This window comes from Leifsonia sp. 563 (genome assembly GCF_040545055.1).
Classification (GTDB): Bacteria; Actinomycetota; Actinomycetes; order Actinomycetales; family Microbacteriaceae; genus Leifsonia.
This window is the reverse complement of record NZ_JBEPLE010000006.1, coordinates 110,636-123,377: the sequence shown is the minus strand read 5'-3', so window position 1 is coordinate 123,377 and position 12,742 is coordinate 110,636. Positions and strand designations below refer to the sequence as shown.

Here is a 12,742-nt window from a genome sequence, read left to right as displayed (position 1 = left end):
GAGCCCTCTCCCCGCAGCGAACGGGTCATCTGGAACGCCGCCGAGCCGGTATCCTTGAAGCTATGGCAAAGGACAAGTCCACCAAGGAGCCCGGCCGTCTGAAGCAGATGTGGCAGGTGTTCCAGATGACCCGCCGGTACGACAACCGCGCGGTGCTGTACATCGTCCTCGGGGCTGTCCTGCCGATCATCCTCGGCATCCTGCTCGCCGTGTTCCTCTCCGGCGGCAACATCTTCACGATGGTGCTGTGGATCCTCGCGGGTGTGCTCGCCGGCGTCCTGATCGCGCTGATCATCCTCGGTCGTCGCGCCGAGCGTGCCGCGTACTCGCAGATCGAGGGGCAGCCGGGCGCCGTCGGCGCGGTGCTCCGCTCGTCGCTGAAGCGCAGCTGGCGCGGCTCCGAGATGCCGGTCGCCGTCAACGGCAAGACGCAGGATGCGGTGTACCGGGCGACCGGTCGCGGCGGCGTTGTGCTCATCAGCGAGGGCCCGGTGACCCGCACCAAGCGCATGATCGACGAGGAGCGCCGCAAGGTGAACCGCGTGCTCCCGAACGTTCCGGTCACCGTCATCAGCGTCGGGCCGGACGCCGACTCCGTGCCGCTGCACAAGGTGCCGCGCACCCTCGCCAAGATCAAGCCGACCCTCACCAAGGCCGAGGTGCTCGCGATCAGCAACCGCCTCCAGTCGATGGAGAACCAGATGCCGATCCCGAAGGGCATCGACCCTATGAAGGTGCGCGCTCAGCGCGCGCGCTGACCCTCGCACTCCCCCTCCGTCGGGCCGCTCCGCCCGCCGTCGAGTACACAAAAACTGCACGGATCCCACCCGGAAACCGTGCAGTTTTTGCGTACTCGACGGTGGGTGGGAACCGCGTCAGGCGCGGATGAGGACGGTGCCGGCGATCTTGTCGTGGAAGCCGCGCTGGTCGGAGTCCCAGACCAGCGCCGGGATCACGATGCAGAGGAGCAGCGTCCGGACGATCGGACGCCACACCCCGACCCAGCCGCCGCGCACGGCGACGACGCGCATCCCGAGCGCCCTGTGGCCGACACTGCCCCCGAGAGTCGGGATGAACACGATCTGCAGCACGGCGAAGATCGAGATCGTCGCCCACGAGTCGTAACGGAAGAACGCGAACGACAGCAGGGATGCGATGGCCCAGTCGATGGCGATCGCCGCGATCCGCCGTCCCACCCGTCCGACGGACCGCGGACCGGCCTCGGGCAGTCCGAGGCGCTCCCCCGGGTAACGACTGGGGGCGATGTCGCCGGGGCGGCTGGCGGGATTCTGCGGCACCCGCCGAGTCTATCGAGAGCTCCCCGGCGCATCCTGAGCCCTGCTGACCGCGATCGCGCATCCCCTGCCCGGGTACCCGTAACATGCCTGAAACATTTGCGTCACCCCCGGGAAACGGCCTCCCCTTAGCGTTGACGTGGGCTGCACGCGCAGTCCGGTCACCCGCAAAGCCATTGGGAGTCGTCCGTATGTTCCGTGATTCGTCTGAGGTGCTCAAGTTCATCAAGGACACCGACGTCAAGTTCCTTGATATCCGCTTCACCGACCTTCCCGGTGTGCAGCAGCACTTCAACATCCCCGCCTCGACGGTCGATGAGGAGTTCTTCTCCGTCGGTCAGCTCTTCGACGGCTCCTCGATCCGCGGCTTCGCGTCGATCCACGAGTCCGACATGCAGCTGATCCCGGACGTGTCGACGGCCTACATCGACCCGTTCCGTGCCGAGCGCACGCTGATCATGGTGTTCGACATCTACAACCCGCGCAACGGTGAGATCTACTCCAAGGACCCGCGCCAGGTCGCCAAGAAGGCGGAGAAGTACCTCGCCTCGACCGGCATCGCCGACACCGCGTACTTCGCACCCGAGGCGGAGTTCTACATCTTCGACGACGTGCGCTACGAGGTGAAGCAGAACTCCAGCTTCTACTCCGTCGACTCCGAAGAGGGCGCCTGGAACTCGGGCCGCGTCGAAGAGGGCGGCAACCTCGCCAACAAGACCCCGTACAAGGGCGGCTACTTCCCGGTGAGCCCCGTCGACAAGCAGGCCGACCTGCGCGACGACATCTCGCTGAAGCTGATCGACGCCGGCCTCATCCTGGAGCGCGCGCACCACGAGGTGGGCACCGGCGGCCAGGCGGAGATCAACTACCGCTTCGACACGATGGTCCACGCGGCGGACGACATCCTCAAGTTCAAGTACATCGTCAAGAACACCGCCAACGAGTGGGGCAAGACGGCCACGTTCATGCCGAAGCCGCTGTTCGGCGACAACGGCTCGGGCATGCACACCCACCAGTCGCTGTGGAACGACGGCAAGCCGCTGTTCTACGACGAGGCCGGCTACGGCGGACTCTCCGACATCGCCCGCTGGTACATCGGCGGCCTGCTGAAGCACGCCCCGGCCGTCCTGGCGTTCACGAACCCGACGGTGAACTCGTTCCACCGCCTGGTCCCCGGCTTCGAGGCACCGGTCAACCTGGTCTACTCGGCCGGCAACCGCTCGGCGTCGATCCGCATCCCGATCACGGGCTCCAACCCGAAGGCGAAGCGCATCGAGTTCCGCGCGCCCGACGCGTCCGGCAACCCGTACCTCGCGTTCGCCGCGCAGCTGATGGCGGGCCTCGACGGCATCAAGAACCGCATCGAGCCGCACGAGCCGGTCGACAAGGACCTCTACGAGCTTCCCCCGGAGGAGGCGCGCAACATCCCGCAGGTGCCGGCGTCGCTCGGCGAGGCACTCGACGCGCTCGAGGCCGACCACGACTTCCTCACCGCGGGCGGCGTGTTCACCCCGGAGCTCATCGAGACCTGGATCGAGTACAAGCGCGAGAAGGAGATCAAGCCGCTCGCGCAGCGTCCGCACCCGTTCGAGTACGAGCTGTACTACGGGGTCTGATCCGCACGTTCTCACGCGAAGGGCCGCATCCGATCACGGGTGCGGCCTTTTCGTGTGTTTCGGTATGTTGCCGTAGAACTGGGAGTCCACCTCCCCCGCTTCTAGCGTTGAAGCATGACTTCCACTTCGCTTTCCTCCCCTGCGCCACGGACCCGGCGCGGCCCCCGCTGGCTTGGCTCCTTCGGCGTCCAGGTCACCGCTGCGCTCGTGCTCGGCGTCGTCGCCGGCCTGATCGCACGCCAGCTCGGCGAACCGGGCGGGCAGCCCAACGGGCTCACTGCGACCCTCAACACGATCGGGCAGTCGTACGTCTCTCTGCTGAAGGCCGCGGTGATCCCGCTCGTCTTCCTCGCGATCGTCTCCAGCATCGGCAACCTGCGCCGCGTCTCGAACGCCGCGCGTCTCGCCGGGCGGACGCTGCTGTGGTTCGCGATCACTGCGTTCATCGCGGTGAGCATCGGCATCGCACTGGGCGTCGTCATCCAGCCGGGCAGCCGGGCGTCGCACGGGGAACTCGCCGCCGCCGATCCCGGCGTCACCGCGACGTGGTGGAACTTCCTGCTCGGCCTGGTGCCGGCGAACTTCGTCGGCGCTCAGGTCAACACCCATGTGGATGTGGTGGATGGCGTGGCCACTGCCACCTCCGCCGTCAGCTTCAACGTGCTGCAGGTGATCGTGGTCGCTGCGGCCATCGGCATCGCGGCCCTGAAGGTGGGCAGGAAGGCGGAGCCGTTCCTCACCTTCACCGATTCGGCGCTGAAGATCGTCCAGCGTGTGCTCTGGTGGATCATCCGGCTGGCTCCGCTCGGCACGTTCGCCCTCATCGGCAACGCTGTCGCGACCTACGGATGGACGACCATCGGATCGCTCGCCTGGTTCGTGTTCGCGATCTACCTCGGCCTCGCGATCGTGCTGTTCGTGGTCTACCCGATCATCGTCCGCAGCAACGGTCTCTCGATCCGCCAGTACTTCTCGGGCGTGTGGCCGGCGGTGCAGCTGGGCTTCGTGAGCCGGTCCTCGATCGGGACGCTCCCGCTCACGCAGCGCGTCGTCGAGCGCAACCTGGGCGTGCCGAGCGGATACGCGTCATTCGCCGCGCCGCTGGGGGCGACGACCAAGATGGACGGTTGCGCCGCGATCTACCCGGCCATCGCCGCGATCTTCGTCGCGCAGTTCTACGGCATCCAGCTCAACATCCTGCAGTACCTGCTCATCATCGTGGTGTCGGTCGTCGGATCGGCGGCGACCGCCGGGACGACCGGCGCGATCGTCATGCTGACGCTCACGCTCTCGACGCTCGGCCTGCCCCTCGACGGTGTCGGCCTGCTGCTCGCGGTGGACGCGATCCTCGACATGGGCCGGACGGCGGTCAACGTGGCCGGCCAGGCGCTGGTGCCGACGATCGTCGCCAAGCGGGAGGGCATCCTGGACCTCGAGCTGTACAACGCGCCGCGCTCTGGCGTGCCGTTCACCGATGAGGATGAGGCGCACGCCACAGAGGCCGGCGACACCGATGCGACGGTGGACGGCGGAGAGCCGGAGACCGGCGACAGCGGCGACGACGCCCGCGGTAAGGTCGCGCAGCCGGTCTGAGGTCGGCATCCCGAAGATTTTCCACCGCCCTGTCGACCTTTCGCACCGCCGTTCGACACGATGGTAGGAGGGTGCGACCGAAGCACCCCGGAACTGAGGGAGACACCCCATGAAGTACATGCTGATCATGCGCTCGGACGACGCCGCGAAGCAGGCCTACCAGGAGATGGACTTCAACGAGGTCATCACCCAGATGGGCAAGTACAACGAGCAGCTGATCTCCGCGGGCGTCCTGCTGTCGGGCGACGGCCTCGCGGACGATGTCGCCGAGACGGGATTCGTCGTGGACTTCTCGTCGACGCCCCCGGCGATCACGGACGGCCCCTACGGCGAGACCCACGAGCTGTTCAACGGCTTCTGGATCCTCGAGGTCGGCTCCAAAGAGGAGGCGGCGGAGTGGGCCAGCCGATGCCCGCTCGGTCCCGGCTCGAAGCTGGAGGTGCGCCGCGTCACCGACGAGAGCGACTTCGCCGCCTTCGCCGACAACGAGTACATCCAGAAGGAGGCCGAGTGGCGAGCGGCCGCCGACAAGGCCTGAGCAGAGCGGAAAGCAGCAGAAGATGAGCGGGATCCCGGCACGGGTCGACGCCGTCTGGCGCATCGACGGAGCGCGCGTCGTCGCGACGCTCGCGAAGGTGACCGGCGACGTGGGCCTGGCCGAGGATCTCGCGCAGGAGGCGCTCGTCGAGGCGCTGAACCAATGGCCCCGGGATGGCGTGCCCGAGAATCCGGGCGGCTGGCTCGTCGCCGTGGCGAAGCGCCGCGCGATCGACCAGTGGCGGCGGCGCGAACGGCTCGACGACCGGTACCGGGCGATCGCGGCGACACTGGAGGAGACGGCCGAAGACTCCTGGGAGCCGATCGACGACGACGTGCTCCGGCTCGTGTTCACCGCGTGCCATCCTGCTCTGTCGAGGGAAGGCCAGGTCGCGCTCACCCTGCGCGTGGTGGCCGGGCTCAGTACGGCGGAGATCGCCCGGATGTACTTCGTGCCGGTCGCCACCGTGCAGCAGCGGATCGTCCGGGCCAAGAAGACCATCGCCGCCGCGCGCATCCCCTTCGCCTCTCCCGAACCCACCGAATGGAAGCAACGGCTCGCCGGCGTGCTCAGCGTTGTCTACCTGATCTTCACGGAAGGCTACGCGGCGACGACGGGACGCGAGTGGATGCGGGCCGACCTCGCGAACGAGGCGCTGCGGCTGGGACGCATGGTCGCCGCGCTGCTGCGCCGGGAGCCCGAGGCGCATGCGCTCGTCGCTCTCATGGAGTTGCAGGCCGCGCGCTTCCCGGCGCGGACCCGGCCGGACGGGACTCCGGTGCTGCTGACCGAGCAGGACCGGACGCGATGGGACCGCGCGCAGATCCTCCGTGGACGGGCGGCGCTCGCCCGGGCGGACGAGCTTGGCCGCGGGCGCGGGCCGTACGCGCTGCAGGCCGCCATCGCCGAATGCCACGCGGTCGCGCCGAGCGCCGACGACACCGATTGGGACCGCATCGTCATCCTCTACGAAGCGCTCGGCCGGATCGCCCCGAGCCCAGTGGTGGAGCTGAACCGGGCGGCAGCGGTGTCGATGGCGACCGGTCCGGCCAACGCTCTGCGGATCGCCGACGACCTCGCCGCGCGCGGCGCCCTCCCGGGGTCGCACCTGCTGCCGAGCGTCCGCGGCGAACTGCTGGCGCGCCTCGGGCGCACCGAGGAGGCGGCCTCCGAGCTGACCGCGGCGGCGGGCCTCACCGCGAACGAACGCGAGCGCGACGTCCTGCTCGCCAAAGCCGCCCGCCTCCGCGACGCCTGACCCCTCCGCGCCCTCCGCGCCTCCGCGCCTCCGCGCCTCCGCGCCACCGTCGAGTCCGCAAACTTTGCACGCTGGGCGCCCCGAAACCGTGCAAAGTTTGCGGACTCGACGGTGGGGGGACGGGGGCGGGCGATGGAGGGGCGCGGGCGCGTCAGGCGGTGGGGGCGGGGCGCTGCGGGAGGCCGTAGAAGGCGCGCTCGAAGACCTGGCGGGCGCGGCGCGTCACCGCGAGGTAGTCCTCCTCGAGACGGGAGGCGGAGCCGGGCGGGTACTCCATGAGCCGGGCGACGCCGTCGAGCGCGACGCGGTCGGACGGCAGCACATCGGCGGTCTTGTCCGCCCACAGGGTCATCGCCGATCGGGTCCGGGATGCGAACACCCATGCGTCACGCAGCCGCGCGGCGTCCTCGGCGGAGACGAACCCGTGCTCGGCGGCCGCAGCCAGCGCATCCAGAGTGGATGTGGTCCGCAGCGCGGGCACCTCGGCGGCGTGCTGCAGCTGGATCAGCTGGACGAACCACTCGACGTCGCTCAGCGAACCGCGCCCGAGCTTGAGGTGGCGCGACGGGTCGGCGCCCTGCGGCAGGCGCTCGTTCTCGACGCGCGCCTTGATGCGCTTCACCTCGCGGATCTCCTGCTCGCCGATGCTCTGCGGATAGCGCACCTCGTCGGCGAGTTCGGTGAAGTCAGCGAGCAGGCCGGCATCCCCCGCAATCCCGCGGGCGCGCAGGAGCGCCTGCGCCTCCCAGGTGAGCGACCAGCGCTGATAGTAGGCACGGTAGGAGTCGAGGGAGCGCGCCGGCGGTCCGTTCTTCCCCTCCGGGCGCAGGCCGATGTCGAGGTCGAGCGGGAGCCGGTTGTCCTCGGTGAGCCGGTTCAGCTCCGAGACGATCGCCAGGGCGCTCCGGTTCGCGGCCTCCTGTTCGGCCGCCAGCGGCCGGAACACGTACATCACGTCCGCATCGGAACCGAAGCCGAGCTCGCGACCGCCGAACCGCCCCATGCCGATGACGGCGAACTCCAGCTGGTCCGCATCCCCTCGGGCGAGCCGGATGGCCTCCAGCACACCCGAGATGATGTTCTCGGTGACGTCGGTGAGCCCGTGCGCCAGCTCCTCGATCGTGGCGAACCCGAGGATGCCGGAGAACGCGAGCCGCAGGATCTCCCGTCGGCGCACCGCGCGGAGCGCCGACGCGGCCGTGTCGACCGACTCGTGCCGGGCGAGGATCGCGGCCGTCTCCTCCCGCAGCAGCGCCGCCGGCCGGGGCCGCAGCTCGTCTTCGTCTTCGAGCCACGCGACGGACTCGGGGATGCGCCCCAGCAGCTCGCCGGCGAACCGGGAGCCGGACAGCACACGCGTGAGGCCTTCGGCCGCCCCCGTGGAGTCGCGCAGCATCCGCAGGTACCAGTGCGTGCTGCCCAGCTCTTCGCTGAGTCGCCGGAAGGTGAGGAGGCCGTAGTCGGGATCCGGACCACTCGCGAACCACTGCAGCATCACCGGGAGGAGGTGCCGCTGGATCGCCGCCCGGCGTGAGACGCCGGAGGTGAGCGCGCCGATGTGCGAGAGCGCCCCGCGCGGGTCGCGGAACCCGATCGCGGCGAGACGTGCCTCCGCCTGCTCGCTGGTGAGCCCCGCTCCCCCGCCGAGCCGCGCGTCGTCGGCGGGTGTCGCCGCGACCGCGCTGAGCAGCGGGCGGTAGAAGAGCCGCTCGTGCAGCCCGCGCACGCGGTGCTTGATCTCGTTCCACTGCACGAGGAGCCCATCGGCGCTGGGAGCCAGACCGGTGGCGCGTGCGAGGATGCGGACATCCGCCTCGTCGCGCGGCATCAGGTGGGTGCGGCTCAGCCGTCGCAGCTGCAGCCGGTGCTCCATCAGGCGGAGCGACCGGTAGTCGCGCGAGAAGGTCGCCGCCTCCTCACGCCCGACGTAGCCCTGCTCGGCGAGGGCAGCGAGCGCGGAGAGCGTGTCGCGCTGCCGCACGGCGTCGTCGGTCTGGCCGTGGACGAGCTGCAGCAACTGGACGGTGAACTCGACATCGCGCAGGCCGCCCGGGCCGAGCTTCAGCTGGTAGTGGACCTCGTCGTCCGGGATGTGGTCGGTGACGCGCTCGCGCATCCGCTGCACCGACTCCACGAAGTTCTCGCGCGAGGCGCTGCTCCACACCTTCGGCGCGAGGGCCGCGACGTACCGCTCGCCGAGCCCGGGGTCGCCCGCGAGCGGACGTGCCTTGAGCAGGGCCTGGAACTCCCATCCCTTCGCCCACCGGTCGTAGTAGGCGATGTGCGAGTCGAGCGTGCGGACGAGCGCGCCGTCCTTGCCCTCCGGCCGCAGATTGGGGTCGACCTCCCACAGCCCGGGCTCGATGGCCGGCTCGTGGATGCCGCGCATCGTCAACATCGCGAGACGGGTGGCGATGTCGACCGCGCGGCCCGGCTCCAGTCCGGCCGCGTCGTCGCCCTCGGTGACGAAGATGACGTCGACGTCGCTGACGTAGTTCAGTTCTCGGGCGCCCGCCTTGCCCATTCCGATGACGGCGAACCGTGTCGCGCGCACCTGGTCTTCGGGGAAGCGGCCGGGACCAGTGCCGATGGCCATCCGCCGCGCCACGGCCAGCGAGGCCTCGAGCGCCGCCGCGGCGAGGTCGGAGAGCGTCGCGGCGACCGCGTCGAACCCGCCGACGGGGTCGGCCTGCTCCAGGTCGAAGCTCGCCACCTGGACGAGGCGGCGGCGGTAGCGGATGCGGAGGCGCGTCCACGCGCTCTCGTCGCCATCGGCGGCCACACCGTCGACCGCTCCGACGACGGCGAGAAGGTCTTCTCGCAGTTCGTCGGCCGACGGGAGCTCGGCGATCGGCGCGGCGAGGGCATCCACTTCGGCCGGCTGGCGGAGGAAGAACTCGGCCGCGCCCTCCGACGCCCCGATCACGCGGAACACCCGGCGGGCGTCCTCCTCGGTGCGGAGAGCCGCCGTCGCCTGTTCAGGCGCCTGCCGCAGCAGCCGCAGTGCGGAGGCCAGCGCGGTGTCGGGATCGGCCGCAGCGGACAGCGCCGAGATCAGCGTCTCGGGAGTCAGTCCGGTGAGGTCGGCGAGCTCGTCCAGCGCGTCACGGACCGAACTCAGCCCCACGAACCCGGCGCGCGCCAGGGCGGTGAGGGAGAGCTGCTGCCGCGTCACGACGAAGAGGTCAGAGGATCTCGAGGTTGGATCGCAGCTCGTACGGGGTGACCTGCGCCCGGTACTCCGCCCACTCCTTGCGCTTGTTGAGCAGGACGTGGTTGAAGGCTTGCTCGCCGAGCGTCTCGGCGACGAGTTCCGAGTCCTCCATCAGGGAGATGGCGTGGTCGAGACTGGCCGGGAGCTGGCTGTACCCGAGGGCGCGGCGTTCGCCGTCGGACAGGGCCCAGACGTTGTCCTCTGCCTCCGGCGGCAGCTCGTACTGCCCCTCGATGCCCTTGAGGCCGGCCGCGAGCAGCAGCGAGAACGCGAGGTACGGGTTCGCTGCGGAGTCCATCGCCCGGTACTCCACGCGCGAGCTCTGGCCCTTGCTCGGCTTGTACAGCGGGACGCGGACCAGCGCGGACCGGTTGTTGTGGCCCCAGCTGACGAAGCTCGGTGCCTCGTCTCCGCCCCACAGCCGCTTGTACGAGTTCACGAACTGGTTGGTGACCGCAGTGATCTCCGGGGCGTGGCGGAGCAGGCCGGCGATGAACTGGCGGCCGATCTTCGACAGCTGGTACTGGGCACCCGGCTCGAAGAACGCATTGGTGTCGCCCTCGAACAGCGACATGTGGGTGTGCATCCCGGATCCGGGGTGGCCGTAGAGCGGCTTCGGCATGAAGGTGGCGTACACGCCCTGCTCGATGGCCACCTCCTTGATGACCGTCCGGAACGTCATGATGTTATCGGCCGTTGTGAGCGCGTCGGCGTAGCGCAGGTCGATCTCGTTCTGCCCCGGACCGGCCTCGTGGTGGCTGAACTCGACGGAGATGCCGAGGTCTTCGAGCATGCGCACCGAGCGGCGGCGGAAGTCGTGGGCGGTGCCGCCGGGGACGTTGTCGAAGTAGCCGGCCGAGTCGACCGGCTCCGGGCCCTCGGTGCCGAAGGACGACGACTTGAGCAGGTAGAACTCGATCTCGGGATGCGTGTAGAAGGTGAAGCCGCGGTCGGCCGCCTTCTCCAGCGTGCGCTTGAGCACGTTCCGCGGGTCGGAGACGGCCGGCTGACCGTCCGGCGTCGTGATGTCGCAGAACATGCGTGCGGTCGGGTCGATCTCGCCCCGCCACGGAAGGATCTGGAAGGTCGTCGCGTCCGGAAGGGCGAGCAGGTCGGACTCGTAGGCGCGGGTGAGGCCCTCGATGGCGGAACCGTCGAACCCGAGCCCCTCGCTGAACGCTCCCTCGACCTCGGCCGGGGCGATCGCGACGGACTTCAGTGTGCCGACGACGTCCGTGAACCACAGCCTCACGAACTTGACGCCACGCTCCTCGATCGTGCGAAGAACGAAGTCGCGCTGCTTGTCCATCCTGCCCCTTTCCTCGGCCGTGTCCAGACTACTGGTTGCGGGCAGCGTCCACCCCGCAACGCGTCGGTGCAACACCTGAGAGGCAGGTGCTACACTTCTGTCATGCCGACCACATTGCTCCGCACTCAAGTGACACATACGCCGTCCGTCGCCCATGCCCTGGAGGCTGCGCGAGAGAGGTGGCCTGGCGAATCGGATAGCAAGCTGCTCCTGCATCTGGTCGAGCTGGGCGAGCACGTCCTTCGGGCCGATCAGAGGAAGCAAGCGGACGATCGGCTGGCCGAACTCGATCGCATCAGCGCGCGCTACGCGCATGCTTTCACCGAAAGCCCTTCGGGCGCTCGAGACAGCCGGCCAGAGTGACCTTGGTTCTCGATGCGAGCGTGCTCATCGGACTGCTCAATCCGAAAGACGAACACCACGCTGCATCAAAGAAGGTATTCGAATCAGAGCGCGCCTTCCTCGTCCACCCTGTGAATTTCGCGGAGGCTCTCATCCGTCCTCACAAGGCACACCTGGCGGTCGAGGCGTTCGAAGACTTGCGGCGGCTCGGAGTGGTATCGACGCACCTCTCGGAGCAAGGCCCGCTCTTGCTCGCCCAGCTGCAAATCGCTGACGGACTGAGCGAGATGGACGCTTGCGCGCTCGGCCTGGCCGTTGACAACGACATCCCACTGGTGACCTTCGACAAGCGGCTTGCTGCCGCAGCGCGGAAGCGCGGACTCCACGAACCCATATCCGCCTGAGCCGCCGGACACCTCTGCGCGCCGTCACTAGACTGAGCCGCATGAGTGAGCAGTCACCGGTGCCCTCCGTCCATCCCGCGACCTCGTCGATGCAGTCGCTGAAACGGGTGCGCACCCGCCACTTCCAGGCGGCGAAGGAGGAGGGGGCGCCGTTCACCGGCTTGACCAGCTACGACATGCTCACCGCCCAGATCTTCGACGAGGCGGGCATCGACTTCCTCCTCGTCGGCGACTCCGCCGGCAACAACGTGCTCGGCTACGACACCACGCTCCCGGTGACGGTCGACGACCTCATCCCCCTGACGCGTGCGGTCGCCGGCGCGGTCAAGCGGGCGTTCGTCGTCGCGGACATGCCGTTCGGCTCGTACGAGACCGGCCCGCTGGAGGCGCTGCACACCGCGGTCCGCTTCATGAAGGAGACCGGCGCGCACGCGGTGAAGCTCGAGGGCGGCCAGCGCAGCGCGGAGCAGATCCGCCGGATCGTCGACGCGGGCATCCCCGTCATGGCGCACATCGGCTTCACCCCGCAGAGCGAGCACGGCCTCGGGGGTCATCTCGTGCAGGGACGCGGCCAGGCGGCGGACGACGTGCTCGCCGACGCGCACGCTGTCGAGGAGGCGGGCGCGTTCGCGGTCGTCCTCGAGATGGTGCCGGCCGAAGTGGCCAAGCGCGTGACGGCCGAGCTGCGCATCCCGACGATCGGTGTCGGTGCGGGGCCGCACGTCGACGGCCAGCTGCTCGTGTGGACCGACTGGGCCGGCTTCACCACGGGCCGGGTGCCGCGCTTCGTCAAGCAGTACGCCGACATCAAGACCGTGCTGTCGGATGCGGCGCGCGCGTACAAGGCGGATGTGCAGGAGCGGACGTTCCCGACCGACGAGCACAGCTTCTAGCGGCCGCCGGCGCCCGCGAGGGCGCCGCGGCGCGGCCGGCCGCGGCAGAGCGGCCGACCGTCGCGGGGCTAGCGACCGTCCTCGGCGTCCTCCTCGGCCCACTTCGCGGAGTTCTCGCGCAGCTTCTCGAGGGCGTGCTCGGCCTCGTCGCGGGTGTCGAACGGGCCGACGCGGTTCGGCGCGGGCGACAGGAAACCCTGCTCCACCTCGCCGGTCTTCATGTTGTACCAGTACTTGTGCTCGGCGTCCTGCTTGATGCCGTACTCGTCGCTCGTCATAA

Annotated in this window: 12 protein-coding genes; 8 read left to right on the top strand and 4 right to left on the bottom strand. The window is 69.3% G+C overall.

The window, feature by feature from the left end; all coding sequences use genetic code 11:
- Positions 1 to 62: 62 nt before the first annotated feature.
- Positions 63 to 758, top strand: a complete 696-nt coding sequence (locus ABIC47_RS16045) for a DUF4191 domain-containing protein (protein WP_020077407.1) — start codon at positions 63 to 65, stop codon at positions 756 to 758.
- A 117-nt stretch (positions 759 to 875) separates the two neighbouring features.
- On the opposite strand, the gene ABIC47_RS16040 is transcribed toward ABIC47_RS16045, so the two are convergent.
- Complete coding sequence (locus tag ABIC47_RS16040) at positions 876 to 1,298, bottom strand: RDD family protein (RefSeq protein WP_354481914.1); 423 nt, start codon at positions 1,296 to 1,298, stop codon at positions 876 to 878.
- Positions 1,299 to 1,486: 188 nt separating this feature from the next.
- Between ABIC47_RS16040 and glnA (ABIC47_RS16035) the strand changes: the two genes are divergently transcribed.
- The 4 genes from glnA (ABIC47_RS16035) to ABIC47_RS16020 all read left to right on the top strand — a co-directional run bounded on the left by glnA (ABIC47_RS16035) (position 1,487) and on the right by ABIC47_RS16020 (position 6,300).
- A complete protein-coding gene (gene glnA / locus ABIC47_RS16035) occupies positions 1,487 to 2,911 on the top strand; it encodes a type I glutamate--ammonia ligase (RefSeq protein WP_018191311.1) in 1,425 nt (474 codons plus the stop codon).
- 114 nt (positions 2,912 to 3,025) lie between these two features.
- Positions 3,026 to 4,504 (top strand): dicarboxylate/amino acid:cation symporter, encoded by a 1,479-nt coding sequence (locus ABIC47_RS16030; RefSeq protein ID WP_354481911.1) that lies wholly within the window; start codon positions 3,026 to 3,028, stop codon positions 4,502 to 4,504.
- A gap of 109 nt (positions 4,505 to 4,613) precedes the next feature.
- A complete protein-coding gene (locus tag ABIC47_RS16025; protein ID WP_018191313.1) occupies positions 4,614 to 5,042 on the top strand; it encodes a YciI family protein in 429 nt (142 codons plus the stop codon).
- Between the two features lie 22 nt (positions 5,043 to 5,064).
- A complete protein-coding gene (locus tag ABIC47_RS16020; protein WP_354481908.1) occupies positions 5,065 to 6,300 on the top strand; it encodes an RNA polymerase sigma factor in 1,236 nt (411 codons plus the stop codon).
- Positions 6,301 to 6,451: 151 nt separating this feature from the next.
- On the opposite strand, the gene ABIC47_RS16015 is transcribed toward ABIC47_RS16020, so the two are convergent.
- Positions 6,452 to 9,475, bottom strand: coding sequence for a bifunctional [glutamine synthetase] adenylyltransferase/[glutamine synthetase]-adenylyl-L-tyrosine phosphorylase (locus ABIC47_RS16015; protein WP_354481905.1), 3,024 nt, complete (start codon positions 9,473 to 9,475; stop codon positions 6,452 to 6,454).
- Between the two features lie 10 nt (positions 9,476 to 9,485).
- Positions 9,486 to 10,823, bottom strand: a complete 1,338-nt coding sequence (glnA, locus tag ABIC47_RS16010) for a type I glutamate--ammonia ligase (protein ID WP_354481902.1) — start codon at positions 10,821 to 10,823, stop codon at positions 9,486 to 9,488.
- 102 nt (positions 10,824 to 10,925) lie between these two features.
- Between glnA (ABIC47_RS16010) and ABIC47_RS16005 the strand changes: the two genes are divergently transcribed.
- From ABIC47_RS16005 to panB, 3 genes are read left to right on the top strand one after another with little or no spacing between them, the layout of a single operon-like run.
- Positions 10,926 to 11,186 (top strand): hypothetical protein, encoded by a 261-nt coding sequence (locus ABIC47_RS16005; RefSeq protein ID WP_018191317.1) that lies wholly within the window; start codon positions 10,926 to 10,928, stop codon positions 11,184 to 11,186.
- Positions 11,183 to 11,569: a type II toxin-antitoxin system VapC family toxin gene (locus tag ABIC47_RS16000; RefSeq protein ID WP_043742455.1), complete on the top strand. Its 387-nt coding sequence runs from the start codon at positions 11,183 to 11,185 to the stop codon at positions 11,567 to 11,569. The genes ABIC47_RS16005 and ABIC47_RS16000 overlap by 4 nt, the downstream gene beginning before the upstream one ends.
- A gap of 41 nt (positions 11,570 to 11,610) precedes the next feature.
- Entirely contained in the window at positions 11,611 to 12,462 is an 852-nt protein-coding gene (panB, locus tag ABIC47_RS15995) for a 3-methyl-2-oxobutanoate hydroxymethyltransferase (RefSeq protein ID WP_354481897.1), read from the top strand.
- Between the two features lie 68 nt (positions 12,463 to 12,530).
- Here the strand turns inward: panB and ABIC47_RS15990 are convergent, their stop codons facing one another.
- Complete coding sequence (locus ABIC47_RS15990) at positions 12,531 to 12,740, bottom strand: SPOR domain-containing protein (protein WP_018191320.1); 210 nt, start codon at positions 12,738 to 12,740, stop codon at positions 12,531 to 12,533.
- Positions 12,741 to 12,742: the final 2 nt, after the last annotated feature.

Excerpts from the sequence above, each read along its gene's own strand:
- ABIC47_RS16045 (WP_020077407.1), top strand. The coding sequence starts at position 63 with ATGGCAAAGGACAAGTCCACCAAGGAGCCCGGCCGTCTGAAGCAGATG.
- glnA (WP_018191311.1), top strand. The coding sequence starts at position 1,487 with ATGTTCCGTGATTCGTCTGAGGTGCTCAAGTTCATCAAGGACACCGAC.
- ABIC47_RS16030 (WP_354481911.1), top strand. The coding sequence starts at position 3,026 with ATGACTTCCACTTCGCTTTCCTCCCCTGCGCCACGGACCCGGCGCGGC.
- ABIC47_RS16025 (WP_018191313.1), top strand. The coding sequence starts at position 4,614 with ATGAAGTACATGCTGATCATGCGCTCGGACGACGCCGCGAAGCAGGCC.
- ABIC47_RS16020 (WP_354481908.1), top strand. The coding sequence starts at position 5,065 with ATGAGCGGGATCCCGGCACGGGTCGACGCCGTCTGGCGCATCGACGGA.
- glnA (WP_354481902.1), bottom strand. The coding sequence starts at position 10,823 with ATGGACAAGCAGCGCGACTTCGTTCTTCGCACGATCGAGGAGCGTGGC.
- ABIC47_RS16005 (WP_018191317.1), top strand. The coding sequence starts at position 10,926 with ATGCCGACCACATTGCTCCGCACTCAAGTGACACATACGCCGTCCGTC.
- panB (WP_354481897.1), top strand. The coding sequence starts at position 11,611 with ATGAGTGAGCAGTCACCGGTGCCCTCCGTCCATCCCGCGACCTCGTCG.
- ABIC47_RS15990 (WP_018191320.1), bottom strand. The coding sequence starts at position 12,740 with ATGACGAGCGACGAGTACGGCATCAAGCAGGACGCCGAGCACAAGTAC.